Here is a 24,812-nt window from a genome sequence, read left to right on the forward strand (position 1 = left end):
TCGGCCGGTCGGTGCGCACCGTGGCGCTGCTGCGGTTCCTGTCCGATCCCCAGCTACGCGCCCGCATCACCGGTGCCACCAACAAGGTCGAGTCCTACAACGGATTCACCGCCTGGCTGCGGTTCGGCAACAACGGGGTGCTGGCCGCCAACGACCCTGAGGAGCAGGAGAAGCTCATCAAGCTCAACACCCTGCTGGCCAACCTGGTCATCTTCCACAACGCGCTGGACATCGCCGACATCGTGCGCGACCTGGTCGCCCAAGGATGGACAGTCACGCCTGAGGATCTGGCCCGCATCTCGCCCTACCTGCACGCCCACATCGCTCGGTTCGGCGCCTATGCCACCGACGAGCTGCACGTGGAGCCCGACGCCTTCGACCCGGTGTTGGCCGAGGTCGACTTCGACATCGACCTGGCCGCCTGAACCGGCCGTGGAAAGGAGCCTGGGATGGCTCAGCGCTTCACCGACGAGATGGTCTTCACTCTGCAGTGCGTGAGCTGCCAGGCCGACCTGCGTACGTCCATCGCCGCGCAGGTGGTCATCGGCCACTACAACGGTGGCCAGCTCGCCGCTTTCCGGGGGCAGTGCGCCCGCCAGGCGTGCGGGCGCACCGAGGTCCTGCAGGGCGCTGAGGACGTGCTGCCGCTTGAGGAGCGTATCGCCGAGTGGGAAGCCATGGGCTAACCAGTCGCTCAGCGTCAGCGACGCCGGTGGGGGTCGTGCTCGGCGGTGATGGCCGCGGCGGTTTCCTCGCCGAGGCGGACGTACTTGCCCAGCGTGGCCAGATGCTGGTGGCGGCTTTTGGCCTGCAGCTCGGCGGCCGAGCGCCCGGCTTCGGCGAGGTGGGTCAGCGCGGAGTGGCGCAGCCGGTGCAGCGTCCACCCATCGCCGTGCGGGTCGTGGCGCTTGGAGGCCTGCTTGAACAGGTACTCCGCGCGCGGATACGACAACCGGCCGCGCCCGGTGGCCGGATCGACATCGGCCAGCGCGCGAGCACGGGAGCCGGCAGCCGGGGAGCGCCGGTCAGCCAGGAACACCGGCCCACTCGTGCGTCCGGCGAGCAGCCGGGGCAGCAGCCGGGCGGTGGGGGTGGCCCAGTGCACGTATTCCACCGCCCCGCCTTTGGCGTGGATCCGGGCGCGGCGCATCGCGGGATCGAGGTCGGCGACGTCGAGGGTGAGCACCTCCTCGGCGCGGGCGGCCGTCTCGTAGAGCATCCGCCACAGCACCCGCTCGCGCAGCTCGTGACGGGTGTCGGCGAGCAGCGCCTCCAGGCGCGCGGCCGGGACGGAGCGGTCGCCGCGGCGCGGGGCGCGTCGGCGCTCCAGGAACCGCGTGGGGTCGGCGGCGAGCCACTCTTGGCGCAGCCCGTAGGCGGCGAAGGAGCGCAGCGCGGCCAGGTGCTTGTTCCAGGTGCTCGGCGCCGCGGCCTCCCACCGGGCCATGGCGGCGGCCGCCGCCTCCGGTGTGAACGCCGCGTCGACCGGGAGGTCCGGCCCGTCGGCCGCGGCCGCCAGGACGTCGAGGGTTTCGGCGTAGGTGCGTCGCGTGGTGGGCGCCTCGCGGAAGCGCTCCAGGAACGCGGCCGCGGCCTGGCCGAGCGGCGGCGCGTCGCGGCGCGGCAGCGGATGTACGAACACGGGCCGGACCCTTCCCAGTGGTGTGACACAGAACGTAGGCGAGTCGCGCCCGGCGGCCGCGTGCGGTTCTCCAGCTCGCGCGGCCGCCCGCACGTGGCTGTGACACAGAATAGGAAATTCTCTGTCACAGAGTAGCCGCCAGACGTAGCCTTCGCTCATGACCGAAGACCCACACCACCCCGCCGTCGACACCCTGGCCGAAACCGTCTCCTGCCCCGACTGCCACTGGCGCCAGAAACTCGACGAAGACCTCCACCTGTTCCACCACCAAGGCCTGCTCGGCTGGCACCGGGCCAACCCCGAGGTGGCCGTCGACCACCTCGCCCCCGAGGGGCTGGCCGACGGCCTGGCGGTGCCCGACTACATCCGCTGGGCCGACGACGGGTTCGGATTCCTTGCCCTGGGCGACGAGCGCACCGGCGAAGCGGTGCGCTTCAACGACGAGTGCCTGGCCATCATGACCTCGGTCACGGCCACCGGTGGCCTGGACCACGCCGTGCGCACCAACGCCCGCCGATTGGACATCAGCCCAACGATGGCTCGCGGCGACATCGTGAGCATCGCCGCGGGGCTGTACCGCAAAGGACTGCTGCGTCCGGCGGCATGACCCCGCCCGAGGGTGCGCCGCCCAGACGCCATCGATTCCCTTGCCGGTCGCGGAGCCCTTCAGCAGCGGCGGACCGGCATCGCGGCGATCGCCTCGGATCGCCTCGGGCGGTAGGCCCTCGGCCAGAAGCTCAGGACTGGCGCGGGGGTCGAGCACCGAATCCGAGCACAGACGCCGCGGGCGCGAGCCCAGCAGGCGCGCACGGTAGTCCAAGGTGAGGGGGATGCCCAGGTAGGCATCGCCAGTGGTGTCGTGCCAGGACGGATCAACGACCGCTCCTGCGGCATCGGCGCACCACGCGTGCTCCATGACGGGGGTCGAGGAGGATTGCTACAGGATTTGGCGGTAGCGCTTCCCCGGCTCAGCGATCAGTGGTGAGGGCGTCCAAGGCGCGGGTCTTGTCCGCGTCGGTGGGCAGGGTGTAGCGGCGGGTGGTGTTCAGATCGGTGTGGCCCATCAGCTCGGCCACCAGGACCACGTCGACCGGCTCGGCAGCATCGTCGTGATGGTGTTTGTCATCTGCCGGTCCTTTCTCTCCGTCGCCTCCAGCCTGCGGGGGCGGCGTGGCGGCAACCATCCCGTGTTCATGCCGGTATGACTTGTACCCCCTTGGTCACCGACCGGATCGAGAGGACCGCGTCGGCGAGAGCATGCGTCCGACGGCCCGGAGAAGTGACCGGAACTCGGCGCGGTTGGGGCGGACGCCTAGCCGGGCGTACAGCATCACGTTGCCATACTCGGCCATGCGCACGATCTTGCCGTCGGTGACGTCGAACCGAGTCAGGTAGGTGTTTCGGTAGGGCGCGCCGGTCCGGGCGACGACCATGTCACCGGTGCCGAGGAAGAAGACCTCGCGGCCGTCGGGGCTGACGGTCCACCGGTGGTTGCGCCAGACCAGCGGGGCGAACTTGTCGAAGATGCCCCGCGTGTACCCGAGTACCTCCTCCCGGCCGCTCACGTCCGCGACGCAGAGACCCCTGCGACGACCGGCGATGATGTCCGCGACACCCTGGTCAGTGGTCACCGCGTTCGAGTGCATGAAGAGCTGCTCGGCGTCGTCCCTGAGGGTGTCCTCGACGGCGCCGATGTCCTTCGCCTCGACGGCCCGGATGAACTCCTTCGCAGTCTCCAGCGCCGAGCGGGTGGTGGGTCGGGGGCCGGTCATGACAGCTCCTCCTTCGCGTCCAGGACGGCGGTCGTGGCGTCCCAGGACAAGAGCGGTTCACCGAATGCCGGTGGCATGCCGAAGGACGCGAAGCGCGGCGTCCACCACCGGGTGAAGTCCGACTCGTACGCAAGGAGCCGTTCGGTGAACGTGGCCAGGTCGATGCCCTCGTCGAACTCCAGAGACACGATGAACTCCGCGCTGCCGTCCCGGTTGGGCTGCAGCCACATGCGCTCTTGGTGGTAGCCCACGCCCCGGGCTCGGGTGCCCAGGCCGTCCAGGTGCTTCTCGTTCAGCTCGGTCAGCAGGTTTCTGAACTCCTCCACTCGATCGGCCGGGATCGGGAACGTCCACGCTGTACTGGTCATACTTCCTCCGATGGCTCTGGTACCGCGGAAAGCGGCACACCATCGAGGATGCAAGGCCCCGCGACAGGCAGGAATGCTGCGCTGAAACTAGTACTGCCAGTGTCACCACGGGGAAAGGAGTGTCTGACCTGGGGAAGAATGGGCCCATGACGAGCAATGATCGGAGCGACCTGGCGCACTTCCTGCGGCAGCGCAGGGCAGCGGTGACCCCGCCAGGCTCGCACGGGCAGCCGAGAAGTTCCCGGCGGCGCGTGGCGGGGCTTCGTCGGCAAGAGGTAGCCGATCTCACTGGGATCTCCGTGGAGTACTACACGCGTCTGGAACAGGGCAAGGCTCCTCGACCGTCACGTGAGATCCTCACAGCCCTGGCGCAAGGCTTCGCTCTGACAGGGCCGGAGCGCGCCCACCTGTTCCGGCTGGGAGGCGAGTCCCCGCCCGAGCTACCCACCCCCGAGTCGGTCGTCCGCCCGGGGCTGATGCGAATGCTCCGAGGGCTGGACGAGACGATGCCGGTCACCGTGCACGACGGCCGGCTCGACCTCCTGGCCCGGAACAAGCGCGCGGCTGAGCTGCTGCCACCCTTCGACGTGACCGACCGCTTCGGTCGCAACCTCGCCTACCAGGCTTTCACGACCACCGACCTCACCGGCTTGCTCGGTGACGGTGCCGACCAGTTCCTGCGCGTCGCAGCCGCCGAGCTGCGCACCGCGCTGAGCCGATATCCCAACGACGACTACCTCCGCGGCATGCTCGCGGAACTCACCGCGACCAGCCCGACCTTCCGCGACTACTGGGAACGCGGCGAGGTCATCGCGTGGCGATCGGCAACCAAACAGCTGCACCACTCCACCTACGGCCGGGTCAGCTTCGACATCGAGCTCCTGCACGACCCGGAACGAGATCACTGGGTCATGCTCTACACGCCCCGCGACGACGCCTGATCTCTGCCACATCTACCGCCCGGCAAAGGGTGCAGTGCTGACTCGGGGTTGCCACAACCGGCAGCATCGCCACCCTCGCGCGCTGCTGTCCCAGCACCCTGCGGCCGTACACGACGATCTGGCACACCACCCTCGACGGAGCCCTCTACGTACGGTCCGCTAGTGTCCTGCGTCTTAATTTCTTCGTTAGTTTTGGATGGTATTTCTGTTGGGATGAGTGGTCGCCGCGGTCCCGGCATCGAGCCGTTGACCCTGACCGGTGAGGAATGGGCCACGCTGGACAGGTGGGTGCGCCGACACACGACCGCGCAGGCACTGGCGCTGCGGGCGCGGATCGTGCTGGCGTGCGCGGGCGGGGACGCCCCGGCGATCGTCGCGGTGGCCAGGAAACTGGAGGTCACCCCGGATACCGTGCGCAAATGGCGGCGGCGGTTCCTGGCCCAACGCCTGGACGGGCTGATGGACGAGCCCCGGCCGGGACGGCCCGCCTCGATCACGCTGGATGAGGTCGAGGACGTGGTGGTGGCCACCCTGGAAGAGAGTCCGGCCGATGCCACCCACTGGTCGCGGGCCTCGATGGCCCAGCGCACCGGGTTGAGCAGGTCCACGATCGGGCGGATCTGGCGCGACTTCGGACTCAAGCCGCACCGCGCCGACACGTTCAAGCTGTCCACCGATCCGCAGTTCGTGGACAAGGTCGTCGATGTGGTCGGGCTGTATCACCACCCGCCGGAGAAGGCGGTCGTGCTGTGCACCGACGAGAAGAGCCAGGTCCAGGCGCTGGACCGCTCCCAGCCGGTGACGGGCGATGATGCCCGGGATGCCCGAGCGGCGCACCCATGACTACGTGCGCCACGGCACCACCAGCCGGGGGCACCTCCCGCTTGCGGGGGAGTCGCGGCGTTCAACATCGGCGACGGCACCGTGATCGGCGAGCTGCACCGCCGCCACCGCGCCAAGGAGTGGCTGAAGTTCCTGGCCACCATCGACAAGGCGGTCCCGGCCGAGCTGGACATCCACCTGGTCTGCGACAACTACCGCACCCATAAGACTCCCGCCGTCAAAGCATGGCTGGCCGCCCGCCCCCGCTTCCACATCCACTTCACCCCCACCGGGGCCTCCTGGCTCAACCAGGTCGAGCGCTGGTTCGGCTACCTCACCGACCACAAGATCCGCCGCGGCACCCATAAAAGCGTCCAATCCCTGGAAGCCGATATCCGTTCCTGGATCACACAGTGGAACAAGGACCCCAAGCCATTCGTGTGGACCAAGACCGCCGAAGAGATCCTTGAGTCCCTCACCCGATACTGCAAACGAATTTCCGACGCAGGACACTAGCTGCATGGGCCTGTTCCTGGGCTCCGGGTCGGGAGTCGGCGTACTCGGGTCTGGTGGTCGTTCTGGTGGCGGAGCTGAAGGATTTCTTCGTGTTGGGCTGCGAGACGTGAGAGTGCTTCGTCACGGAAGTCGGTCAGCTCCTCGATGTCCTGGTCTCGCCGGGTAAGACGTTCCTTCAAAGTGGCGATCTCGGCTTTCAGCCGGTTGATCTGGGCATCCCGGGGGTCAGGGGTGTCACCGTTTTCTCGGATGGTGGCGAGGCGGGTTTCGAACTCTTTGCGCAGGTGGGCGTAGGGACGATTGCCGTAGAAGGCGGTGCGGTCGATGCCGGCTTCGCACGCGAGGGTCTTGATATCGCACTGGGCCTTCCTCGCTGGCCCAGACCCGGGCTGAGAGGTAGGCGCGCAGGTCCTCTTCCCCAGCTGGGAACTCGCGGTAGCCGAAGGTGTCGCGGATCTGCCAGGCGTGCTCGTAGGCGGTCTTCTCCCGCGCCCGGTACTCGGGAAGGACCCTGGGGTCGACGTCGAGCTAGTCGGCGACGAAGTCCACCGCACGCTCGGGCACCCGGGTGGGGTGGTCGGCCTGGAAGACGCCGAGCATGCGCACGGTGCCCCACTGCACCGCCCACCCCAGTTGGGTGGCGGGTGTGCGTTTGCTCGTGGCGAGGGTCAGGGCGTCGGGGGTCAGGCGGAAGCACTGTTCCAGGTCGGGTGACCGACAGTTCGTCGGGGAAGTGGCCGTAGCGGGCGATCTGGTCGTCGGAGAGGTACTCATGTGGCATGGCCACGAACGTAGGGGCCGTGAACTGGGCAAATCGGTCCCGTCACCGAACCGTCGCCCAGGTCACAGCTCTACCGCCAAATCCTGTAGTAATCCTCCTCGACCCCCATGACCGCGCCGATGCCAGGATCAGCGAACCCCTCGACGGTCCCGGCGAGGCGGGCGGCCTGGCGGTAGCAGTCCTGGGCACGCCGCCCGCGGCGCCGCCCGAGCTCGCGGGGGAAGGGCGCCGGGCGCCACCATCGGCCCTCCTCCAGCACGAGCTGCCACGCCGAGCCGTAGCGGCACCCGTCCGCGGGGTGGATGCGCGCCCAGGCCGCGAGCTTGCCGACCAGCGTCCGCTCGGCGGCGCCCATGTCGTGTTCCTCCACTCCTGCTACCTACCCCGGCACACCCCCGACCTGCCCGTTGCCCCTTTCCGGCTTATCTTGTCTGCCCCCCTCAGGAGTCGAAGCGGCGGCGGGAGGCTTCGATGTGGCCGAGGTGGTGGCGGGTCCAGCGGCAGAGGGCGTCGATCGTCGTTCGCAGGGCTTGGCCCGGCTCGGTGAGGGTGTACTCGACCCGCGGCGGCACGGTCGGGTGCACCTCGCGCTCGACCAGGCCGTTGCGCTCCAGCATGCGCAGGTTCTGGGTGAGCATCTTGTGGCTTATGCCCTCGACCTCGTTGCGCAGCTCGCTGAAGCGCAGGGTGCGGTCACCGAGGAGTTCGATGATCAGCAACGCCCACTTGTTGGCGACGTCGGAGAAGATCTCGCGGGCCAGCGAGTCCGCGCGCGTCAGGTCCGCTTCTTCGGGCGGGCCGCTGAACTGCTCGGTCACCATCGGGTTCCCCGGTTACACAAAAGTGCGTCCTTCCATGTCTGAGATCACTCTCCTACGGTTATCGAGTAACCACAAGAGAGTGGAACAGAACAGTACCGAAAGAAGGCGCTCACCATGGCCGTCACTCTGATCAATCCCGACGGGTTGCCCGACGCCCAGGCCTACCGGCAGGTGTCGGTGGCCTCCGGCTCCACGCTGGTGTCCGTCGCCGGCCAGGTCGCCGTCGACGCCGCCGGCACCACGGTCGCGCCAGGCGACTTCGCCGCCCAGGTGGAGCAGTGCTACCGCAACGTCGGCACCGCCCTGGCCGAAGTCGGCGCGTCCTTCGCGGACGTGGCCAAGCTGACCGTCTACGTCGTCGACTGGACTCCCGACAAGATGGCCCCGTTCCTCGACGGCGTCGCGCGGGCGGCCGCGAAGCTGGGCACCACCCCGGTTCCGCCGGCCACGCTGCTGGGCGTGGCGGCGCTGGCCGCACACGACTACCTGGTCGAGGTGGAAGCCACCGCGGTCATCGACTGAACGGGTGCCCTTGCTGTGACGCCGGCAGAGTCCCGGCTCCGGTGCAGCGGCGGCGCCGTCGGGCGGGGGCGAAGCCCGGTCGGGTTTCGGCCCCGCCCCGGGCGGAGCCGGCCGACCGCGACGCCGGACCGGGCTCCCGGGCGCCCACGGCCGGGCCGACGACGAGGTCGCCGACCGCATGACGATCATTCCGCCGACCGCGGCACCCCGCGTGAACCGGGCTACGACCCGGCTCGGTTCCCGCGACCGCGCTCGACTCGCCGTACCGGCCCCCGAATCCGGCCCGATGGCCCCGCGCACGTCCTGACGCCCGCGCGGCACCCGCGCGCCGAAGCGGCCGCCGACGCTCCGGGCGGCCTGGCCGATTCCGGCCGATGGCCGGCTTCCCGAACCCGAGGCGTGCTCAGCCGGCCGCGCGGGAAAGCGCCTCGTTGATCCGTACCGCGGCGTGGTCGCGGGCAGCGGTGTTACCGGTGTCCCACACCCTGCTCCAGCGTGAGGCGGCGACCAGGTAGTCGCGGTGTCCGCCGGCTCCTTTGACCAGGCGCAACCGCAGAGGGCCGACCGCTTGGGCCCGGCGGACCTCGCCGTGGGCGAGGGCGGCTCCGGCGAAGCCGAACAGGGCCGGCATGAGCGGACAGAAGACCAGCCGACGGTCCGTGAGGAGCAGGTCCCCGCCCAGCAGCGACAGATCCCGCGAACCGATCGGCAGAGCGGCCACCCACGACTCCAGCACGGTCTCGCCTTCGTGGAACCTCGTCATCTCCGCCCGCTCTCTCCGTCCGATCGGCTCGGGTAGTGGGACGCGCCGGGTCGGACGCTCGTTGGCCGTGCGGGGCCTTCGTGCGGCGGGAATCGGCGCCCGCGACCGCTTTCTCCTGGGCATGGCGCGCACCCGATCACGCACCGGCCGCCCGGGGCCGTCAGTCCTCGGCGCGGACGTCTCCGACCACGGCGGATCGTCCGTTGCGACGCCCTGCAGCAGCGTATCCACCGTGGCTTCGATCCCGTCGCCGCGGAGTCAGGCGTACCCGAACAGGGCGCGGTAGCGGACGAGTGACCCCGGCAGGTCCAGAACCGTGGACCGGTCCCGGCCCGGGGCGCGGATCGCCGCGTTCCACGGCGCGGGTCAGCGTCCGGTCCACGGCGGCTCCGGGCGGGCCGAACAGGGCGGACATGGACTCCGCGTGCGGTTCGGGGCGGCCGGTGCGGTCGGGGACACCAGCGGGGTCGGCACGTCGGGCGGCATCGCCGTGAACGCCTGGACGAACAGGGTGGTGCATCCGCTGATGTCGCACAGCGTGCGGTCGGTGTCGGGTGCCTGCACGCAGGCGAGGCGGCGCGCGTGGGCGACCCACGTGCCGGCGGGTGGGCCGGTGCCGGTAGACCGCCGGCTGGGTGACGCCTGCCCGCCGCCGCGCCCTCCTCGTCGACGGCCGCCGTGGCGATGCGGCCGCGTCCTCGAACCGGGTGGCGCGGCCCGAATTCATCAGATATGTTCCGTTACGAAACGGAATGAAATAGGAGGCTCGGCATGATCCACACGACAGGGCTGGCCCGCCGCTTCCACAGCGGGCGCCAGACGGTGCACGCGGTCCGCGGCGTCGACATCGATGTCGCCCCGGGCGAGGTCGTGGGGCTCCTGGGCCCCAACGGCGCGGGGAAAAGCACCACGCTTCGCATGCTCACCACACTGCTGGCCCCCACCGCGGGATCGGCGACGGTGGCCGGATACGACATCCGCACCGACCCCCTGGCCGTGCGGCGCCGGATCGGCTCCATCGGCCAGGGCAACGGCTCGTTCGACGGGCTGCGGACCCGCGAGGAACTGCAGGCCCAAGGGCGCTTCTACGGCCTGGACCGGCACACGGCGCGCCGCCGAGCAGACGAACTGCTGCAGCGGCTGCAGCTGTCCGGCCAGGCCGACCGCGACGTCGCCAAACTCTCCGGCGGCCAGCGCCGCCGGCTCGACGTCGCGATGGGGCTGATCCACCGCCCGCCGCTGCTCTTCCTGGACGAGCCCTCGGCCGGCCTCGACCCGCACAGCAGGTCCAACCTGTGGGAGCACGTCACCGGCATGCGCGCCGAGCACGGGACCACCATCGTGATGACCACCCACTACCTGGAGGAGGTCGACGCCGCCGCCCAGCGGGTGATCATCATCGACCACGGACGGATCATCGCCGAGGGCACGCCCGACCAGCTCAAATCGAAGGTCTCCGGCGACCTGGTCACCGTCGAACTGGCCGATCCCGGCGACCGCTCCGCGGCGGCGACCATCGCCGCCGGCATCCCGACCGCCCACGAGGTGGCGCCGGGCCGGGACGCGGTCAGCTTCCGCGTCTCCCACGGCGACACGGTCACGCCCGAGATCGTGCGCGCCCTGGACGCGGCCGGCATCCGGCTGCGCGGCACCCAGGTCCAGCGCCCCACGCTGGACGACGTCTTCCTCTCCCTGACCGGCCGCAGTCTGCGCGAAGACCACGGCTGAAACGCCGCCCCAACCATCGAAAGGTCCCGAAGATGAGCCTGCTCACCGACACCGGCGCGGTCTTCGTCCGCGACACCCGATCCAAGCTGCGCACGCCCTGGCCCTACATGGAATCCATGGCCGACCCTCTGCTGCTGCTGATGCTGTTCGGGCCGCTGGTGGCCGCCCTGGGCGGCATCCCCGGCATCCCCGCGGGCAACACGATGCAGTGGTTCGTGCCGGGCATGCTCGTGCTCATGGTCTTCACCACCAGCGCGTTCATCGGCGCGGGATTCCAGGAGGAACGCGGCTCGGGGGCCCTGGAGCGGATGCTGGTCACCCCCGTCAACCGGTTCGCGCTGCTGGCCGGGCGCGTCCTGCGCGTGGTGGTGGTCGTGGTGATCCAGGCGGCGGTCGTGGCCCTGGCCACGGTGCCGTTCGGATTGCGTCTGCCCCCGATCGCCACCCCGCTGGCTCTCCTCCAGCTGGCCGTGCTGGCAGCGGCACTGGGCACGGTTTCGCTTGCGGTAGGACTGGCGCTGAAGAGCTCCTACGCCTTCTGGGGCGTGGTGTCGCTCGTCTACACACCCATCGTGGTCACCTCGGGGGCACTGCTGCCGATGGAACTGGCCCCCGGCTGGCTGTTCGCCATCTCCCGCGTCAACCCGCTGGCCCACGCCGTCGAAGGCCAGCGCGCGCTGTTCGCCGCCGATGTCACCTCCACCGCAGCCCTCCTGGGCTTCGCCGTCCCCCTGCTGTTCGGCTTGGTCGGCGCCGTGCTGGGCACGCAGTCCATGCGCCGCGTCCGGGTCTGAGGGCCTGGCCCCGCGCTACGGGCGCGACCAGGACGTGAAGGGACCACCGCGTGCAGGCCTGCAGGGCCCGGGCGCGGCGCCGGATCGGCCCCTGCAGGCCTGCACGCGGGCGCGGCCTGCAGGGGCCGCGCCTTTTTGCCGCACCGGCAACGGCGTTTGCCCTGCAGTGGGCGCAGAGCAAGGATTGCCGGTAACAGACCGCTGCCGCCGACCCGCGGCAGCCACACGAACAGGAGGCGACCGATGAGCGAGGACACCGAAACCACAGGCCAGGAGTACTGGGACGCCCGCTACAACGAGAGCGGACGCATCTGGAGCGGCGAGCCCAACGCCGCCCTGGTCGACGAGGCCGCCGGGCTCGAACCGGGCACCGCGCTGGATCTGGGCTGCGGTGAGGGCGCCGACGCCGTGTGGCTGGCCCGGCAGGGCTGGCGCGTGGTCGCCGCCGACATCTCCGCGGTGGCCTTGGAGCGGGCCCGCCGCCACGCGGCCGATGCCGGGGTGGGCGACCGTATCGACTTCCAGTGCCACGACCTGGGCGCCTCGTTTCCCGAAGGCGACTTCGACCTGGTCGCGGCGTTCTTCCTGCACTCCTGGAAGGACCTGCCCCGCGAGGCGATCCTGCGCACCGCCGCTTCCCGCGTCGCCCCCGGCGGGACGCTGCTGATCGTGGGCCACGTGGGCGAGCCCATGTGGGTGGAGGAGATCGGCTCCTACGTGGAACTTCCCACCTCCGCCGAGGTGCTGGAGTCGCTGGAGCCGGCCGCGCAGGAGTGGGAGGTGCTGATCAGCCGGGAGCGGGCGCGCGCCCACGCCAGTCCCGGCGGCCACGACGCCGACAGCGTCGTCAAGCTGCGCCGCCGCTGAGCCCGGGTCTCCCGGGCGCGAATCCGGATCGGTGGGCGCGTGGGCTCTGCCGGCACGGGCTGCGCCGGTTCGATACCGGCGCAGTCCCCTTGCCTACGCTGTGTGTGCGACCGCGAGTTCCCGCAGGGCCGCAGCGGCCTGCTCTGCGCTCGGCAGCGCATCGGGGGCGATCAGGGACTGCACCGCAAAGCCCACCACCAGCGAGTGGACGACGGCTCCGACGGAGTCGGCCGTGGCCGTGTCGATGCCATCGGCCTCTCGGCCGAGCAACATCGCGGCCAGTTCAACCCGAGCGAGGCGGGTGGCGTCGCGCAGGGCGTCGCGGATCTCTCCCGCGAACTCGGCTTGGGCGTAGGCCTGCACACTGGCCAGGATGAGCTCGCGTTGAGGGGGCAGCGAGGCGAAGAGCTCCTCGAGGGCGATCTGCAGACGCCGGGCCGGGTCAGCCGCGGCAGCGGCCCGCACCGACATGACGATCACGTCGCCCCACTCGCTCTGCGCCTGCAGCGCGGCGATGTTCATCAACGCGTCCTTGGAGCCGAAGTGGTAGCCGATGGAGGCCAGGTGCGACTCCGACGCCGCGGCGATGTCGCGTGCGGTCGTACGGTGGTAACCCTTTTCGACCAGGCATTTGCGCGCACCGGCCAGTAGATCCTCGCGTTGGCTCACGAGGCTGATCCTAGCATTTTGACGTACGTACGTATTGCGCGTGTATTTTGACGTACGTACGATCTAGCCATCGCGGCCGTCCTACTGCCAGCCCACCGACGACCGGGCGATCACCCTGCTCACCGCCCCGGCCGCGACCGCGACGAGCACGAGCCCCCGCATGGATCCGAACGCCGGGTCCGCGCCCACCCGCCTGGGGTCGACAGCACCGAAGGAGAGCCGTGACGAACGACCGGATCACGGTCCGCCGGCCAGAGCGGGCCGAGCTGCCGGCGGTGGCCGAGGCCTATACCGCCGCCAACCTGCACGACCCCGTACTGCGCTGGGTGATCGATGACGAGAACGAGCGGCGGCGGATCACCGCGGGCACCTGGCAGGAGACGACGGTCGCCTACCTCGAAAACGTTCTGCACTCCGGGGAGCTGGTGATCGCCGAGGACGAGTCCGCGGCGGTGGCCGGGGTCTCGCTGTGGGAGTGGACCGATCCCGCGCAAGCGACCGGCGGCTCTGCCCTGCAGGATCCGGAGGGCGCCCGCTTCATCGAGCACGCCTACGGCGAGTACGCCGGCCGGATGAAACTGCTGATCGAGCTCACCGGGCGGCGGCGCCCGCAGGCACCGGCGTACTGGTACCTGCTGAACATCGTGGTCGACCCCCGCCGGCGCGGGCAAGGCATCGGCGGCGCGATGCTGCGCACGCACCTCAAGCGGCTGGAGGCCGAACGCGCGCCGGCCTTCCTGGAGGCCAGCTCGCCGCAGAACCGGCGGCTCTACGAGCGATTCGGGTTCGCCGACCTCGGCGAACCCGTGGAGCTGCCCGAGGGGCCGCGGCTGCAACCGATGTGGCGCCCCCCGGCCGCCGCGCCGGATCGGTCGCCCTCGCAGGGCTAGCGGCGACCGTGCCCGCGCTTGCCTTCACGGAAGGCGCTCGATACCCAAGGCCGCATCCAGCGCCAACAGCCGCTCGGGGTCGGAGGTCACGATCGGCCAGCCGCGCGTACGGGCCGAAAACGCCACATGCGCAGCGTCCACGGCCTCGCCCGGCGGCCGGGCGCGCGACCGCGCGAGCAGGTCCCCGCAGCGCCCGGCCGTCTCCGCGGTCAGCTCGTCGACCACCACGGGCGCCAGCGCGACCAGCTCGGTCAACGAGGCACGTGCGGATTCGGACAGCTGCCCGCGCGCCGCCAGCAGCGCCCCCGAGGGCACGGCCAGCACCAGCGCACCCGAGCGCAATGCGGCGCCCACGAGCGCGCGGGCATAGATCCGGCAGGTCGCGTAGTCGGTCAGGGCCGTGGTGTCCAGGACGCGTCCGCCGATCACCGAGGCGCGGATTCCAGGCCCAGGCGCCGCATCATGTCGTCGATGGCCTCGTCGATACCCCAGGAGTCGACCACGCGGGCCGATTCCTCCGCCGACAGGGTGCCGGGCCGCTCCGCCGCACGCAGCGCGGCGCGGTCGCCCTCCCGGTCCAGCGCAGCCAGCGCCTGGTCGGCGTCCGACGGCGAGACCTCACCGGATTCGAGCCGCTCGCGCAGCTCTTTGCGCGGGTCACGGTCAGCCATGGGGCCCATTGTAGGCCGCCCCCGCCCCGGCGACGAGGCGTCCCCGTTGCACAGCGCCGCTGAGCAACCGCGAAGCCCTTCACGTGCCGAGGGAGGGCCCCGGGCCGGGGCCGGACTCCTCGGGGTCGTGGCCGCGCACCGACCGGCCGCCGTCCAGGGGCAGCACCGCTCCGCTGATGAACCGCGCCCCGTCGCTGAGCAGGTAGGCCACCGCGTCGGCGACCTCCTCGGCCTCGCCCACCCGGCCCAGCGGATGCAGCCGCGCCATGGCGCGGCGGGTGCGCTCGGCCTCCTGCGGCTGCTGTCCCGCCAGCAGTGCGGCGTAGCGCTCGGTGGCCACCGACCCCAGGGCCAGCGCGTTGGCGCGCACCCCGTAGGGCCCGTAGTCCACGGCCAGCGCACGCGTCAGCCCTTCCACGGCCGCTTTGGCGGTGGCATAGGCCGCGGCGCCGGGCACGGGGCGCCGGGCCTGGTGGGAGGAGACGTTGACGACGGCGCCGCCGGTACCGGCCCGCAGGAACCGGCGCACCCGGTGACCGTCGGCGCGAGGTTGGCGGTGATCAGCTCGGTCATGCGAGCGGGAGGCGTGTCGTGCAGGTCGGCGTCGCCGAAGACCGCGGCGTTGTTGACCCAGCCGCCCAGCGCGCCGCGCTGCTCAGCGGCGTCGGCGGCCTCCTCGGCCACCGCCTCCTCCGCCGCGTCCCCGGCCACCGCGGCCCACAGCCCCTCCTGGGCCAGCCGCAGGGCCACCGCACGCCCGATACCGCGTCCGGCTCCGGTCACGACGTAGCTGTGCGGCATGAACGCAGCATGCCACGCAGCCGGGGCGGCGCCAACCGCTGCCGCCATGCCCGGCGCGCGGCACACCGTGCGGCGTGCAGCGTCCGCCGGGACGAGCAGCGGGGGAGGGGAGGGGCCAAGCCGATCCCGGCGAAGCGCATCCGAAGACTCCGCAGCGTGGTCTATGATCTACTCGCTGCCACGGACCTCTGTTGAGGTCCGCAACGGCCGCATCGGCGTCGCAACGCCCGTGCACCCCGGCCGCGCCAGCGCGGCCGTCCTCGCCCCGCTTCCGGTGACGGCCGGCGCTGAGGACCGGGCCGCAGGGCGGCCCGTCCCGCGGTGCGGGCGGCCGACCCCATGGGGCCGCCCGCACCGCCCCGCCCGCCCCCGCACCGATACCGGGCGCGAGGCGACCCGCCGCGGCGAAAACCGGTTGGCCCGGCCCTTGGCCACCCGCCACCATGGGAGACCGGCGCCGCTCGGGACTCCGCAGGAGGGAACCGCCCATGCGCACCAACCGGCTGGGGTCCAGCGACGTGGAAGTCACCGAACTGGGCTTCGGCGGCGGCCCCCTGGGCGGGCTCTTCGCCCCGCTCGACGACGCCGCCGCCGACGACGCGCTCCAAGCCGCCTGGCAGGCCGGCATCCGCTACTTCGACACCGCGCCGCACTACGGCATCGGCCACTCCGAGCGCCGTATGGGCTCCCTGCCGGCCCGGCACCCCCGCAGCGGCTTCACCGTCTCCACCAAGGTCGGGCGCCTGCTGGTGCCCCAGCCCGACCAGGGCCGCACCGACGCCCACTTCCAGGTCCCGGCCACCCACCGGCGCGTCTGGGACTTCTCCCGCGCCGGTATCCGCCAAAGCCTGGAAGACTCGCTCCGACGCATGGGCCTGGACCGCGTCGACGTGCTCTACCTGCACGACGCCGAGAACCACTTCGAGCAGGCGCTCGGCCAGGGCTATCCCGCACTGGCCGAACTGCGCGACGAAGGACTCGTCGGCGCGATCGGCGCCGGAATGCACGACACGGCGCTGCTGAGGCGGCTGGTGTGCGAGACCGACGTGGACGCGGTCATGGTCGCGGGCCGCCACACCCTGCTGGACCACACCGCCCTGGAGGATCTGCTGCCCGCCTGCAGCCGGAGGGGCGTCTCGGTACTGGCGGCCGCGGTGTTCAACTCCGGGCTGCTGGCCCGCGACAGCCCCGCGGCCGAGGCCACCTACGACTACGCCCCCGCCCAGGCGGGGGTGCGCGAGCGGGCCCGCCGCATCGGCGAGGTCTGCGCCGCCCACGGCGTCAGCCTCCCGCAGGCCGCCATGGCCTTCCCGCTGCGCCATCCGGCCGTGGCCGGCGTGGTGGTGGGGATGCGCTCGGCCGCAGAGGTGCGCGCCGACGCCGCCGCCTTCGACACCCCGGTGCCCGAGGAACTGTGGGCCGACCTGCACGCAGCCGGGCTCATCGACGGACGCGCCGGCGCCTGAACGCCCCCGCCCCCGACCGCTCTACGAAAGGATCTCCGTGCCCGATCAGCTCGAAGCCATGCCCACCGACTGGCAGCGCGCCCTGGCCGTCGTCGCCCACCCCGACGACCTGGAATACGGAGCGGCAGCGGCCATCGCCTCGTGGATCGACGGCGGCCGCGGGGTCTCCTACCTGCTGGTCTCCCGCGGAGAAGCCGGCATCGCCACCATGGAACCCGCCCGGGCCGCCCCGGTGCGCGAGCGCGAGCAGCGGGCCAGCGCCGCCACCGTAGGCGTGTCCTCGGTGGAGTTCCTCGACCACCCCGACGGTGTCATCGAATACGGTCCCGCCTTGCGCCGCGACATCGCCGCCGCCGTTCGCCGGCACCGCCCCGAGCTGATCGTCACCCTCAACCACCGCGACACCTTCGGCGGCACCGCCTGGAACACCCCCGACCACAAGGCCGTGGGCCGGGCCGCACTGGACGCCGCCGCCGACGCCGGCAACCGGTGGATCTTCACCGACCTGGAAGAGCAGGGCCTGCAGCCCTGGGGCGGAACCCGCTGGGTCGCGGTGGCCGCCTCGCCCGAACCCACCCACGCCGTGGACGCCGAAGCGGGCATGGAACGGGCGGTGCACTCCCTGCTGGAGCACCGCGCCTACATCGAGGCCCTCACCGACGCCGATCCCGAGACCTACGTCCGCGACTTCATGAGCTGGGCGACCGGCACCGCCGCAGCCCGCTTCGGCGACCGCCCGGCCGTGGCCTTCGAGCTGTTCCCCCGCTGAGGCCCGACCGGCGCCTCAGCGGGTGTCGGCGGCCAGGCGCACCGCCAAGGCGGCGAACACGGTGCCGGACAGGACGTGCAGCACCCGCTCGACCAGGCCGCGGCCGCGCAGCGCGTCGCCCAGGCGCCCGGCGAGCAGGCCCGAGGCGGCGTCCACACTCAGCCCCACCACGATGAACAGCGCCCCCAAGACGACGAACTGTGCGGCGACGGACCCGCGGGAGGGGTCGATGAACTGGGGGAAGAACGCCAGGTAGAACACGATCACCTTGGGGTTGGCGAGGTTGGTCACCAGCGCACGCGCGAACACCCGCAGCGGCGGGGTCTGCGCCGCCCGCACCGGCCCGTGCTCGGGGACGCCGGCGCGGGCGGCGTCGCGAAACGCCACCACGGCCAGCACCACCAGATAGCAGGCGCCCACGATCCGCACCGCGGTGAAAGCGGCGGGAAAGGCCTCCAGCATCGCGCCCAACCCCAAAGCGGCGGCGGCGGTGTGCACGGCCAGCCCCGCCGATACCCCCACCGCCGCCAGCAGCCCGGCGCGCGGCCCCGACGACAGGCCGGTGGCGGTGACGAACAGCAGGTCGGGCCCAGGCGCCAGCGACATCAGCAGGGCCGCCAGGCAGAACGCCGCGGCCACCTGCGGATCGATCAGCATCGCAGCCACCTCCGCTCAGGCACCGGACCCTCCTGCCGCACGCCCGGCAGGCCGGGCGCCCAGGCAGCAGGCGGGCGAAGAACCAGCCGAGCTTATCGCCCCGCCATCGCCCGCCACACCCGGTTTTCCCGTGCCGCGGCCGGAATGCCGGCCCGGCGCAGGGACGGCGGCGGCAACCACCGAAAGAGTCGACATGACACCGCAGGCAGTGATCTTCGATCGGCGCGGGACACTCGCGCTGACCCTGACCGACCGGCAATGGGCGGCCGCGGCGCTGGAACGCGCGGGCCGAGACGCCACACCCCAGGCGGTGCGCGCGGTCGTGGACCGGCTGCAGGACTCCGACCTCGACGCCGACCTGCACCGCCGTACCTTCGACGCGGTACTGGCCGAGGAGGGATTCGACGACACCCTGGCCCAGGTCCTCTAACGCCGCCGAATCCGAGCCCGCCCTCAACCCCTTCGCCGGCGACGCCCAGCCCTGCCTGGCCCGCCTGCGCGAACGCGGCGCGCGCATAGCCGTACTCAGCGACATCCACGTCGACATCCGCCCCGCCTTCGCCCGCGCCGGTGTGGCCGAACACGTCGACGCCTTCGTGCTCTCCTCCGAGCACGGCCTGCACAAACCCGACCCCCGCATATTCTCCATCGCGCTGCACCGCCTGGGCACGGCCGCCGAGGACACGCTGATGGTGGGCGATCGCTCCGCCTGCGACGGCGCTGCAGTGGAGGCAGTGGAGGCGGGAATGCCGAGCCTGCTCCTGCCGCCGCTGCGATCGGTCCACGATCACCGGCTGCACCTGGTGGAGGCGCTGGTGGCCGCCCCCGACTGAGGGCCGCGGTTACGCGGCACGGCCAGTGCGGGCGCACGCCCTCCGACCGCGAACGGGCCGGCGGCGGCGAGCACAACGGTTTCCCGCCCCGCCCGGAGGCGGCGGTGTGGCCGCGCCGCCTGCGGGGAACAAGCCTTCAAGGCGCCGCCGCACGCGCCCCGCCCGCCACGAGGAGGTGTCAGCCGTGTTCGTCCCCCGCATGCTGGGAGCGGTGACGATCGCCTTCAGCGCGGCCATCATGGCCCGGCCGCGCCTGATGGCCGGCCCCAGCGGCTACACCGACCCCGACGGCACCGTCCCCCACGACACGAAGCTGCTGATGTATGCGATCGGTGTGCGCGACATGGCCACCGGCGCCCTGATGCTCACCGCGCCCACCCCGGCGGCGATGCGGGCCGCGGTCGCCGCGCGCGTCGCCTGCGACACCGGCGACGCGCTCGTGTTCGGGACCCGGCTGCCGCGCCTGCACCAGCGGCTGAAAGTCGGCGCCGCCGCGACCGGCTGGGCGGCCGTGTGCGCCTACAGCCTGCGCCACATCCCCGCCCCGGCGCCGCCGCCGCTGAAGCCGCTCAGGCGGGGGCCGCCGGCGGCTCCGCGATGCCGACGACCTTCCCGGCCACCGGCCGGACACGCACCGACCACCCCAGCGCCGCGAGATCCTCGGTGAGCGCCTGGGCATCGTGGAAGACCTTCACGACGCGGTACCGGCTGCCGTCGCCGAGCCGCCGCAGCGCCGCGGGCACGGCCCCCTCGGCGAGGACCTCCTCCGCGGCGGCCGTGGCGGGGCCGTCGTCGACGAAGACCGCCCTGCCGCCCGGCGCGAGCGCGGCGGCGACGGTGCTCCAGAAGTCGGGCAACCGCGCCGGCGGGACGTGGGAGAGCCAGAAGGCGAAGAACACGGTGTCGTAGCGCCGCCGGGGCCGCCACGCCAACACGTCGGCCTGGACGAACTCGACACCGGCCGAGACGTCGGCCGATGCGGTGCGTTCACGAGCGACGGCCAGAACCTCGGCCGCCGCGTCGACCGCGCCCGCGCGGCCAGCACCGCGGTCCACTGGCCCGTTCCGCAGGCCAACTCCAGCACGTCTCCGGAGATCGGCAGGTCATCGGCCCGCGCCAGCAGCTCCTGCAGCTCCCGGCTCTGTGCGTACTGCCGGTCGTACTCGCCCGCACCCGCCCCACCCGCCCGGTAGTAGGCCAACTGCTCGGCCAGAAGAACGTCCTCATCGCTTTCCACGGACCGACCCTACAGACGGTCCCGCGCCCCGCGCCGCCCCACGGCACCGCGGCCCCGGCACGGCACACGCCCCCTCACGCGGCGCTAGCGCGCGTCGAACGCCCGGCGCAGGCGCGCCGGCGCCTTGATCCGCCACGCCTCGGTCACCAACTCCTCCAGCTCCTCCAGCGCCACCCGCTCCAGATCCACCAGAATCGCGCCGTAGCCGTCGTAGTGCGCCGTGGTGAAAAACGCCTCCCCGCCCGACGCCAGCAGCGCCTGCTTCTCATCGAGCCCGCACATCAGTACCGCAGCCCCCTCGGCCTCGGTGCGCAACCGCGCGAACGACCGGCCCCGCACCTTCAGCGCCGGAGTCCGATACCAGGTCGACTCCTCGGTCTCGGGCAACCGCCCCGCAATCGCCACCACATCCGACCAGGCCGCCATCGCCGATCCCCGTCCTCTCCCCGCAACCACGCCCGGACTAGGCTGCTGCGGTGACCAACGACAACTCCGCCCAGCCCCCCGTGCGGTGGGGCATCCTGGGCACCGGCACCATCGCCCACCGATTCATGACCGGGCTGCGCGCCGTACCCGGGGCCGAAGTCGCGGCCGTGGGCTCGCGCACCGCCGCCACCGCCCGACGCTTCGCCGACACCTGGGACATCCCCCGCGCCCACGCCACCTATGCCGACCTGGCCGCCGACACCGGAGTCGACGTCGTCTACGTCGCGACCCCTCACAGCGTCCACCACGAAGCCGCCGTGCTGTGCCTAAAAGCCGGCCGGCACGTGCTCTGCGAGAAACCCCTGGCCGTCAACGCCGCCGAGGCCTCGGCCATGATCGACACCGCCCGGCGCACCGACCGCTTCCTGATGGAGGCGATGTGGACCCGCTTCGCCCCCGCCACGGCCGCCGCGCGCGGGCTGGTCGCCGATGGCGCCATCGGCGAGGTCCGCATGGTCCAGGCCAGCATCGGCGCCCGCATGGCCTACGACCCCGCGGGCCGCCTGTTCGCACCCGAACTCGCCGGGGGAGCGCTGCTGGACGTGGGCGTCTACCCCGTCGCCTTCGCCTCGATGGTCCTGGGCGAGTTCACCTCGCTGACCGCCCAAGCCCACAAGGCCCCCACAGGCGTCGACTCCCAAGTGGCGATGACGGTCACCGGCCCCGGCGGCACCCTGGGACTGCTGGGCTGCTCGATCGAGACGCCCATCCCGCGCCGAGCCGACATCATCGGCACCCGCGGCAGCATCGCCCTCACCGACTGGTTCTGCCCCACCGCACTGGTCCTGCACCGCGACGGCGCCGAACCCGAACCCATGGACTTCCCCCACCGCGCCAACGGCTTCGAATACGAAGTCGAGGAGGTCCACCGGTGCCTGCACGCCGACCGGCGCCAGAGCCCGCTGATGGACTGGCAGGAGAGCCTGCGCATCGCCCGCACCCTCGATACGGTGCGTGAGCGGATCGGCGTGGACTACCCCGCCGACCAGCGATGAGGGCCCCGACGGCACAGGCGCGGGCGCCGGGCCCACCCGGCGCGCCTCACACGCCGGCGCCGCCCTCGGCGCCGGTACCCGCGACGGCGCTGTGCGGCAGAATCACCGCCGAGGGGTGGCGCTCGTCGTGCAGGATCTCCACGTCGTTGGCGCGCATCGCGGTGCCCGACTGGTCGCCGGTGCCCAGGTTGCGCTCGTAGCGGGGATGGGCGCCGCCGGTCACGAGCACGCCGATGCGGTGACCGGCGGCGAAACGGTGGGCCGTGGGCCACAGCCGCACCCGCGCCCGGTACAGGTGCCCATCGCCGGAGGGGAGGTCCTCGGCGGCGGGTCCACCGGGCTCCAGGCGCACGATGCCGTCGCACACGTGCCGCCACGCGCCCTGCGGCTCCACGTCGCAGACCCGCACGAACACGTCGGCATGGGCCAGCGCCGAACGCACCCACACCTCGGCCCGGACCGGACCGGCCACCTCCACCCCCTCAGCCAGTTCGGGGCCGGCGAAGGCGGCCGCGTCGGGGCGCTCCAGCAGCGCGCGGCTGTCCTTGGCGCCGCCGCCGAAGAGTACCGGCCCGCCCACCGACGGTGCGGGATCGGCCGGGTCGTAGCGCAGCCGTGTGGGCGCGCCGCCCGCGCCCGGACGGCGCCGGTCCAAAGCGCCCCCGGGGTGCAGGTGCAGCGGCTCGCTCCGGTGGGGCGGGGGCCAGGCGTCGTGCTCGCGCCACCGCTGGGCGCCGCCCACCCACAACCCCACGCCGCGGGGCGCCTCGCCCTCCCCGCGCAGCGCGTGGCCCAGCACCGCGAAGGCCTCGCTCAGGTACTCGCGGGTGAACAGCCCCCAGCCGTGGGTCCAGGGCCCCACCAACAGCCGCACCCGCCGCTGCGCCCCGTGCTCGCCGGAGCGCAGTGCCGCGTAGCCCGACACCACGCCGGGCAGGAACGGGTCCTGCCAGGCTCCGGCCAGGTGCACGGTCGGCGGAAGGTGCTCGGCGTTGGCGGTGTGGTCCATGGCCTGCCACAACCCGCCGGGGCGCCGGTGGCGGGCCCACTCCCGGAAGAAGCCGATGGGACGCCCGGCCAGAACGCGGTCGGCTTCGGCCACCGGCAGGTGGTCATAGGCCCGGCGCCTGTGCAGCAGCGCCGGCAGCATGGCCGCCGCGCCCCGCAGCAGTGAGGGGTCTCCCCGGGTGCCGCAGGAGGCGCGCACCTGCTGGGCCCACCGCAGCCAGTCGCCCAGCGCGAAGGCGCCGCCGCGGTAGAGGAACGTGTCATAGACCTCCGGCGGGGCGTCCTGGATGAGGGCGGCGCGCCACTCGGCGATGGGCTCGATGCCCATCTGCCACTGGGTGTAGCCCAGAAAGCTCGCGCCCCAGGTGGCCATCACCCCGGGAAACCAGGGCCTGGTGCGCAGCCAGTCCATGATGGCGCCCGGCTCGGCGGCGTCGAGCAGCCATCCGCGGAAGCGCCCGCTGGATCCGGCGGTGCCCGCGACGCTGACGACCAGCACCTGATAGCCCCGCCGAGCGATGATCCGGGCCAGCCAGCCGCTGCCGCGGCGGCCGTAGGGGGTGCGCATCAGCACCAGGGGAGCGCACTCGTCGTCGGCGGGGTGGTGGCGGTCGGCCAGCAGCCGTCCGCCGTCGGGCAGGGGAACGGCCAGCGCGCGTTCGACGCGGATGCGTTTGCAGCGCACCGGGGGCAGTCCGGCCTGCCAGCCGTCGTCGCGGTCGAACACGGGCACGGTGCCTCCTCGGGGCGGCGGGCGACGGTGCCGGGCGCGGGAGGCGGCGCCCCCGCACCCGGCGGCTACCCACCGAGCCTAGTCAGTCTTCGAACATTTCTGAACATTCAGATATAAGTTCTTTTGTGCGGCGCCGCTGCGGGTGTGGCGGCAGGTGGGCGGCGGGCGGGACATGCTGCGGTGTCAGCCACGGAACCCCCGATCCGTGACGGTCCTGGCGGATCTGCAGGCCAGGGAGGTCCGATGCGGTTTCGGTCGGGATAGTGCCGCCGCGGCGGCCCCGGCACAGAACCGCCCCGGCGATTGCCGGCGCAACGGACGCGCGGCACACTCGCCCGCAGGTGAGCGGTGTCATCCCAGGTCGATGACAGGCTCGCGGACGCTTCGCGAGCGCGGCCGCACAGCGGGGCGACAGCCGGCGCCACGATGGGCAGGTATTCGGACACCCTCGGTGAGAACGCCGATCGCCGATCCTTCGGCGGATTCCCGGTTTCCGGCGCGGACCTGCACGGATTCCCGGTAGCTTCCTGCCATGCCCTCCACCGAGCACGAGATGCCGCTGGAGTTCCTGCGCAACCGCCCCGAGCTCGCGGCACTGCTGCTGGAGCGCTCCTTCGGCGTCTGCGTCCCCGACTACGACGAGACCCGCCTGGCCTCGGGCGACTGCACGGACAACCAGCCCAAGGAGTACCGCCCCGACGGCGTCGTCGTGCTCACCAACGCGGGAATCGACAGATTGGCGGTGGTGGCCGAGGTCCAGCGGACCAAGGACGAGCGCAAACGCTATTCCTGGCCGGTCTACCTCGCCACGCTGCGCGCCCGCCTGCAGTGCCCCGCGCTGCTGCTGGTCATGTGCCCCGACGAGACCACGGCGAAGTGGGCCGGCGAGCCCATCGACATGGGTCACCCCGGCTGGCACCTGGTGCCGCTGGTGCTGGGCGAGCAGCGTATACCGGTGGTCACCTCCGTCGACGAAGCGGTCGCCGTGCCCGAACTCGCGATCCTGTCGGCGCTGGCCCACGGGGGCGAGGTGAAGGAGACCCTCGTGGCCTGCGCCGAAGCTCTGGAATCCGTGCCCGCGGACCTGTTCAGGCTCTACTATGACTTCGTGGCCACAGCGCTGTCCGGTGCGGCTCGACGGAATTGGGACGAACTCATGCGAACGACCGAGAGGTATCAGAGCGACTTCGCCCGCAAGTACGTGAGCATCGGCGAAGCCCAGGGAGAGGCCAGAGGCGAGGCCAAGGGTGAGGCCAAGTC

At 72.0% G+C, this 24,812-nt stretch carries 31 protein-coding genes and 3 pseudogenes; 17 read left to right on the forward strand and 17 right to left on the reverse strand.

The features are described 5' to 3' along the window. On the forward strand, positions 1 to 425 hold a 425-nt coding region (locus tag LP52_RS23295; protein WP_157036454.1), incomplete at its 5' end, for a Tn3 family transposase. Positions 426 to 449: 24 nt separating this feature from the next. Then, a complete protein-coding gene (locus tag LP52_RS23300) occupies positions 450 to 686 on the forward strand; it encodes a hypothetical protein (RefSeq protein WP_040276542.1) in 237 nt (78 codons plus the stop codon). Positions 687 to 700: 14 nt separating this feature from the next. On the opposite strand, the gene LP52_RS26860 is transcribed toward LP52_RS23300, so the two are convergent. Continuing rightward, on the reverse strand, positions 701 to 1,642 hold the full coding sequence (locus LP52_RS26860; RefSeq protein WP_040276543.1) for a tyrosine-type recombinase/integrase: 942 nt from the start codon (positions 1,640 to 1,642) through the stop codon (positions 701 to 703). Between the two features lie 157 nt (positions 1,643 to 1,799). On the opposite strand from LP52_RS26860, the gene LP52_RS23310 reads away from it, so the two are divergent. Next, entirely contained in the window at positions 1,800 to 2,249 is a 450-nt protein-coding gene (locus LP52_RS23310) for a hypothetical protein (RefSeq protein ID WP_040276544.1), read from the forward strand. 361 nt (positions 2,250 to 2,610) lie between these two features. Here LP52_RS23310 and LP52_RS27520 read toward each other — a convergent pair whose 3' ends face one another. From LP52_RS27520 to LP52_RS23325, 3 genes are read right to left on the reverse strand one after another with little or no spacing between them, the layout of a single operon-like run. Further along, complete coding sequence (locus LP52_RS27520; RefSeq protein WP_040276545.1) at positions 2,611 to 2,826, reverse strand: hypothetical protein; 216 nt, start codon at positions 2,824 to 2,826, stop codon at positions 2,611 to 2,613. Positions 2,827 to 2,862: 36 nt separating this feature from the next. Further along, entirely contained in the window at positions 2,863 to 3,414 is a 552-nt protein-coding gene (locus LP52_RS23320; protein WP_040276546.1) for a nuclear transport factor 2 family protein, read from the reverse strand. Further along, positions 3,411 to 3,782, reverse strand: coding sequence for a hypothetical protein (locus LP52_RS23325; protein ID WP_040276547.1), 372 nt, complete (start codon positions 3,780 to 3,782; stop codon positions 3,411 to 3,413). Before LP52_RS23325 ends, LP52_RS23320 begins: the two co-directional genes overlap by 4 nt. A 146-nt stretch (positions 3,783 to 3,928) precedes the next feature. Here LP52_RS23325 and LP52_RS23330 point away from each other — a divergent pair, with 146 nt between their 5' ends. Both LP52_RS23330 and LP52_RS23335 read left to right on the forward strand, forming a co-directional pair. Next, the gene (locus LP52_RS23330; RefSeq protein WP_040276548.1) at positions 3,929 to 4,723 is read left to right on the forward strand and encodes a helix-turn-helix transcriptional regulator; all 795 of its coding nucleotides are present in this window, start codon (positions 3,929 to 3,931) and stop codon (positions 4,721 to 4,723) included. Positions 4,724 to 4,936: 213 nt separating this feature from the next. Next, positions 4,937 to 6,061 (forward strand): annotated as a pseudogene (locus tag LP52_RS23335) (IS630 family transposase). Positions 6,062 to 6,295: 234 nt separating this feature from the next. On the opposite strand, the pseudogene LP52_RS28580 reads toward LP52_RS23335, so the two are convergent. The 3 genes and pseudogenes from LP52_RS28580 to LP52_RS23345 form a co-directional block, all read right to left on the reverse strand. Then, positions 6,296 to 6,835 (reverse strand): annotated as a pseudogene (locus LP52_RS28580) (DUF4158 domain-containing protein). A 77-nt stretch (positions 6,836 to 6,912) separates the two neighbouring features. After that, complete coding sequence (locus LP52_RS23340) at positions 6,913 to 7,212, reverse strand: hypothetical protein (protein WP_157036455.1); 300 nt, start codon at positions 7,210 to 7,212, stop codon at positions 6,913 to 6,915. Positions 7,213 to 7,282: 70 nt separating this feature from the next. Beyond that, positions 7,283 to 7,663, reverse strand: a complete 381-nt coding sequence (locus LP52_RS23345; RefSeq protein WP_040276550.1) for a winged helix-turn-helix transcriptional regulator — start codon at positions 7,661 to 7,663, stop codon at positions 7,283 to 7,285. A 114-nt stretch (positions 7,664 to 7,777) separates the two neighbouring features. Between LP52_RS23345 and LP52_RS23350 the strand changes: the two genes are divergently transcribed. Beyond that, positions 7,778 to 8,185, forward strand: a complete 408-nt coding sequence (locus LP52_RS23350) for a RidA family protein (protein ID WP_040276551.1) — start codon at positions 7,778 to 7,780, stop codon at positions 8,183 to 8,185. Positions 8,186 to 8,588: 403 nt separating this feature from the next. Here the strand turns inward: LP52_RS23350 and LP52_RS23355 are convergent, their stop codons facing one another. After that, a complete protein-coding gene (locus LP52_RS23355; protein ID WP_040276552.1) occupies positions 8,589 to 8,948 on the reverse strand; it encodes a hypothetical protein in 360 nt (119 codons plus the stop codon). Between the two features lie 771 nt (positions 8,949 to 9,719). Here LP52_RS23355 and LP52_RS23360 point away from each other — a divergent pair. The 3 genes from LP52_RS23360 to LP52_RS23370 all read left to right on the forward strand — a co-directional run bounded on the left by LP52_RS23360 (position 9,720) and on the right by LP52_RS23370 (position 12,337). After that, positions 9,720 to 10,676, forward strand: a complete 957-nt coding sequence (locus tag LP52_RS23360) for a daunorubicin resistance protein DrrA family ABC transporter ATP-binding protein (RefSeq protein ID WP_040276553.1) — start codon at positions 9,720 to 9,722, stop codon at positions 10,674 to 10,676. A 32-nt stretch (positions 10,677 to 10,708) separates the two neighbouring features. Then, positions 10,709 to 11,470, forward strand: a complete 762-nt coding sequence (locus tag LP52_RS23365) for an ABC transporter permease (RefSeq protein WP_040276554.1) — start codon at positions 10,709 to 10,711, stop codon at positions 11,468 to 11,470. A gap of 243 nt (positions 11,471 to 11,713) precedes the next feature. Next, entirely contained in the window at positions 11,714 to 12,337 is a 624-nt protein-coding gene (locus LP52_RS23370; RefSeq protein WP_040276555.1) for a class I SAM-dependent methyltransferase, read from the forward strand. A gap of 93 nt (positions 12,338 to 12,430) precedes the next feature. Here the strand turns inward: LP52_RS23370 and LP52_RS23375 are convergent, their stop codons facing one another. Then, the gene (locus LP52_RS23375) at positions 12,431 to 13,006 is read right to left on the reverse strand and encodes a TetR/AcrR family transcriptional regulator (protein ID WP_040276557.1); all 576 of its coding nucleotides are present in this window, start codon (positions 13,004 to 13,006) and stop codon (positions 12,431 to 12,433) included. 221 nt (positions 13,007 to 13,227) lie between these two features. Between LP52_RS23375 and LP52_RS25940 the strand changes: the two genes are divergently transcribed. Then, positions 13,228 to 13,896, forward strand: coding sequence for a GNAT family N-acetyltransferase (locus tag LP52_RS25940; protein ID WP_052810194.1), 669 nt, complete (start codon positions 13,228 to 13,230; stop codon positions 13,894 to 13,896). A 24-nt stretch (positions 13,897 to 13,920) separates the two neighbouring features. Here the strand turns inward: LP52_RS25940 and LP52_RS23385 are convergent, their stop codons facing one another. From LP52_RS23385 to LP52_RS28585, 4 genes are all read right to left on the reverse strand, one after another. Next, the gene (locus LP52_RS23385) at positions 13,921 to 14,325 is read right to left on the reverse strand and encodes a hypothetical protein (RefSeq protein ID WP_040276558.1); all 405 of its coding nucleotides are present in this window, start codon (positions 14,323 to 14,325) and stop codon (positions 13,921 to 13,923) included. Continuing rightward, the gene (locus LP52_RS23390) at positions 14,322 to 14,567 is read right to left on the reverse strand and encodes a hypothetical protein (RefSeq protein ID WP_157036456.1); all 246 of its coding nucleotides are present in this window, start codon (positions 14,565 to 14,567) and stop codon (positions 14,322 to 14,324) included. The genes LP52_RS23385 and LP52_RS23390 overlap by 4 nt, the downstream gene beginning before the upstream one ends. A gap of 79 nt (positions 14,568 to 14,646) precedes the next feature. Next, the gene (locus tag LP52_RS28095) at positions 14,647 to 15,084 is read right to left on the reverse strand and encodes an SDR family NAD(P)-dependent oxidoreductase (RefSeq protein ID WP_238581069.1); all 438 of its coding nucleotides are present in this window, start codon (positions 15,082 to 15,084) and stop codon (positions 14,647 to 14,649) included. Then, positions 14,973 to 15,368 (reverse strand): hypothetical protein, encoded by a 396-nt coding sequence (locus tag LP52_RS28585; protein ID WP_238581068.1) that lies wholly within the window; start codon positions 15,366 to 15,368, stop codon positions 14,973 to 14,975. The genes LP52_RS28095 and LP52_RS28585 overlap by 112 nt, the downstream gene beginning before the upstream one ends. A gap of 488 nt (positions 15,369 to 15,856) precedes the next feature. Here LP52_RS28585 and LP52_RS23400 point away from each other — a divergent pair, with 488 nt between their 5' ends. Then, positions 15,857 to 16,834 carry an aldo/keto reductase gene (locus LP52_RS23400; RefSeq protein ID WP_040276560.1) on the forward strand — a complete coding sequence of 326 codons (978 nt, stop codon included), beginning with the start codon at positions 15,857 to 15,859 and terminating at the stop codon, positions 16,832 to 16,834. A 58-nt stretch (positions 16,835 to 16,892) separates the two neighbouring features. Beyond that, a complete protein-coding gene (locus tag LP52_RS23405) occupies positions 16,893 to 17,603 on the forward strand; it encodes a PIG-L deacetylase family protein (RefSeq protein WP_052810201.1) in 711 nt (236 codons plus the stop codon). 15 nt (positions 17,604 to 17,618) lie between these two features. Here LP52_RS23405 and LP52_RS23410 read toward each other — a convergent pair whose 3' ends face one another. Further along, complete coding sequence (locus tag LP52_RS23410; RefSeq protein ID WP_052810195.1) at positions 17,619 to 18,260, reverse strand: LysE family translocator; 642 nt, start codon at positions 18,258 to 18,260, stop codon at positions 17,619 to 17,621. Positions 18,261 to 18,453: 193 nt separating this feature from the next. Here LP52_RS23410 and LP52_RS25945 point away from each other — a divergent pair, with 193 nt between their 5' ends. The 3 genes and pseudogenes from LP52_RS25945 (at position 18,454) to LP52_RS23420 (ending at position 19,760) form a co-directional block, all read left to right on the forward strand. Further along, positions 18,454 to 18,690, forward strand: a complete 237-nt coding sequence (locus LP52_RS25945) for a hypothetical protein (RefSeq protein WP_052810196.1) — start codon at positions 18,454 to 18,456, stop codon at positions 18,688 to 18,690. Positions 18,691 to 18,718: 28 nt separating this feature from the next. Then, positions 18,719 to 19,093, forward strand: a pseudogene (locus LP52_RS25950) (HAD family hydrolase); the annotation flags it as partial. Between the two features lie 184 nt (positions 19,094 to 19,277). Beyond that, on the forward strand, positions 19,278 to 19,760 hold the full coding sequence (locus tag LP52_RS23420) for a hypothetical protein (protein WP_040276562.1): 483 nt from the start codon (positions 19,278 to 19,280) through the stop codon (positions 19,758 to 19,760). Here the strand turns inward: LP52_RS23420 and LP52_RS23425 are convergent. Both LP52_RS23425 and LP52_RS23430 read right to left on the reverse strand, forming a co-directional pair. Then, positions 19,663 to 20,148: an SAM-dependent methyltransferase gene (locus LP52_RS23425; RefSeq protein ID WP_202966162.1), complete on the reverse strand. Its 486-nt coding sequence runs from the start codon at positions 20,146 to 20,148 to the stop codon at positions 19,663 to 19,665. The genes LP52_RS23420 and LP52_RS23425 overlap by 98 nt on opposite strands. A gap of 266 nt (positions 20,149 to 20,414) precedes the next feature. Continuing rightward, the gene (locus LP52_RS23430; RefSeq protein WP_040276563.1) at positions 20,415 to 20,756 is read right to left on the reverse strand and encodes an MmcQ/YjbR family DNA-binding protein; all 342 of its coding nucleotides are present in this window, start codon (positions 20,754 to 20,756) and stop codon (positions 20,415 to 20,417) included. Between the two features lie 50 nt (positions 20,757 to 20,806). Here LP52_RS23430 and LP52_RS23435 point away from each other — a divergent pair, with 50 nt between their 5' ends. Beyond that, on the forward strand, positions 20,807 to 21,811 hold the full coding sequence (locus LP52_RS23435) for a Gfo/Idh/MocA family protein (protein ID WP_193790035.1): 1,005 nt from the start codon (positions 20,807 to 20,809) through the stop codon (positions 21,809 to 21,811). A 46-nt stretch (positions 21,812 to 21,857) separates the two neighbouring features. Here LP52_RS23435 and LP52_RS23440 read toward each other — a convergent pair whose 3' ends face one another. Continuing rightward, positions 21,858 to 23,552 (reverse strand): CocE/NonD family hydrolase, encoded by a 1,695-nt coding sequence (locus LP52_RS23440; RefSeq protein WP_052810198.1) that lies wholly within the window; start codon positions 23,550 to 23,552, stop codon positions 21,858 to 21,860. A gap of 532 nt (positions 23,553 to 24,084) precedes the next feature. On the opposite strand from LP52_RS23440, the gene LP52_RS23445 reads away from it, so the two are divergent. Then, a partial coding sequence (locus LP52_RS23445; RefSeq protein ID WP_040276564.1) for a hypothetical protein occupies positions 24,085 to 24,812 on the forward strand: 728 nt, incomplete at its 3' end.

The sequence above is a fragment of the Streptomonospora alba genome, from assembly GCF_000826685.1.
GTDB classification, from domain to species: Bacteria; Actinomycetota; Actinomycetes; order Streptosporangiales; family Streptosporangiaceae; genus Streptomonospora; species Streptomonospora alba.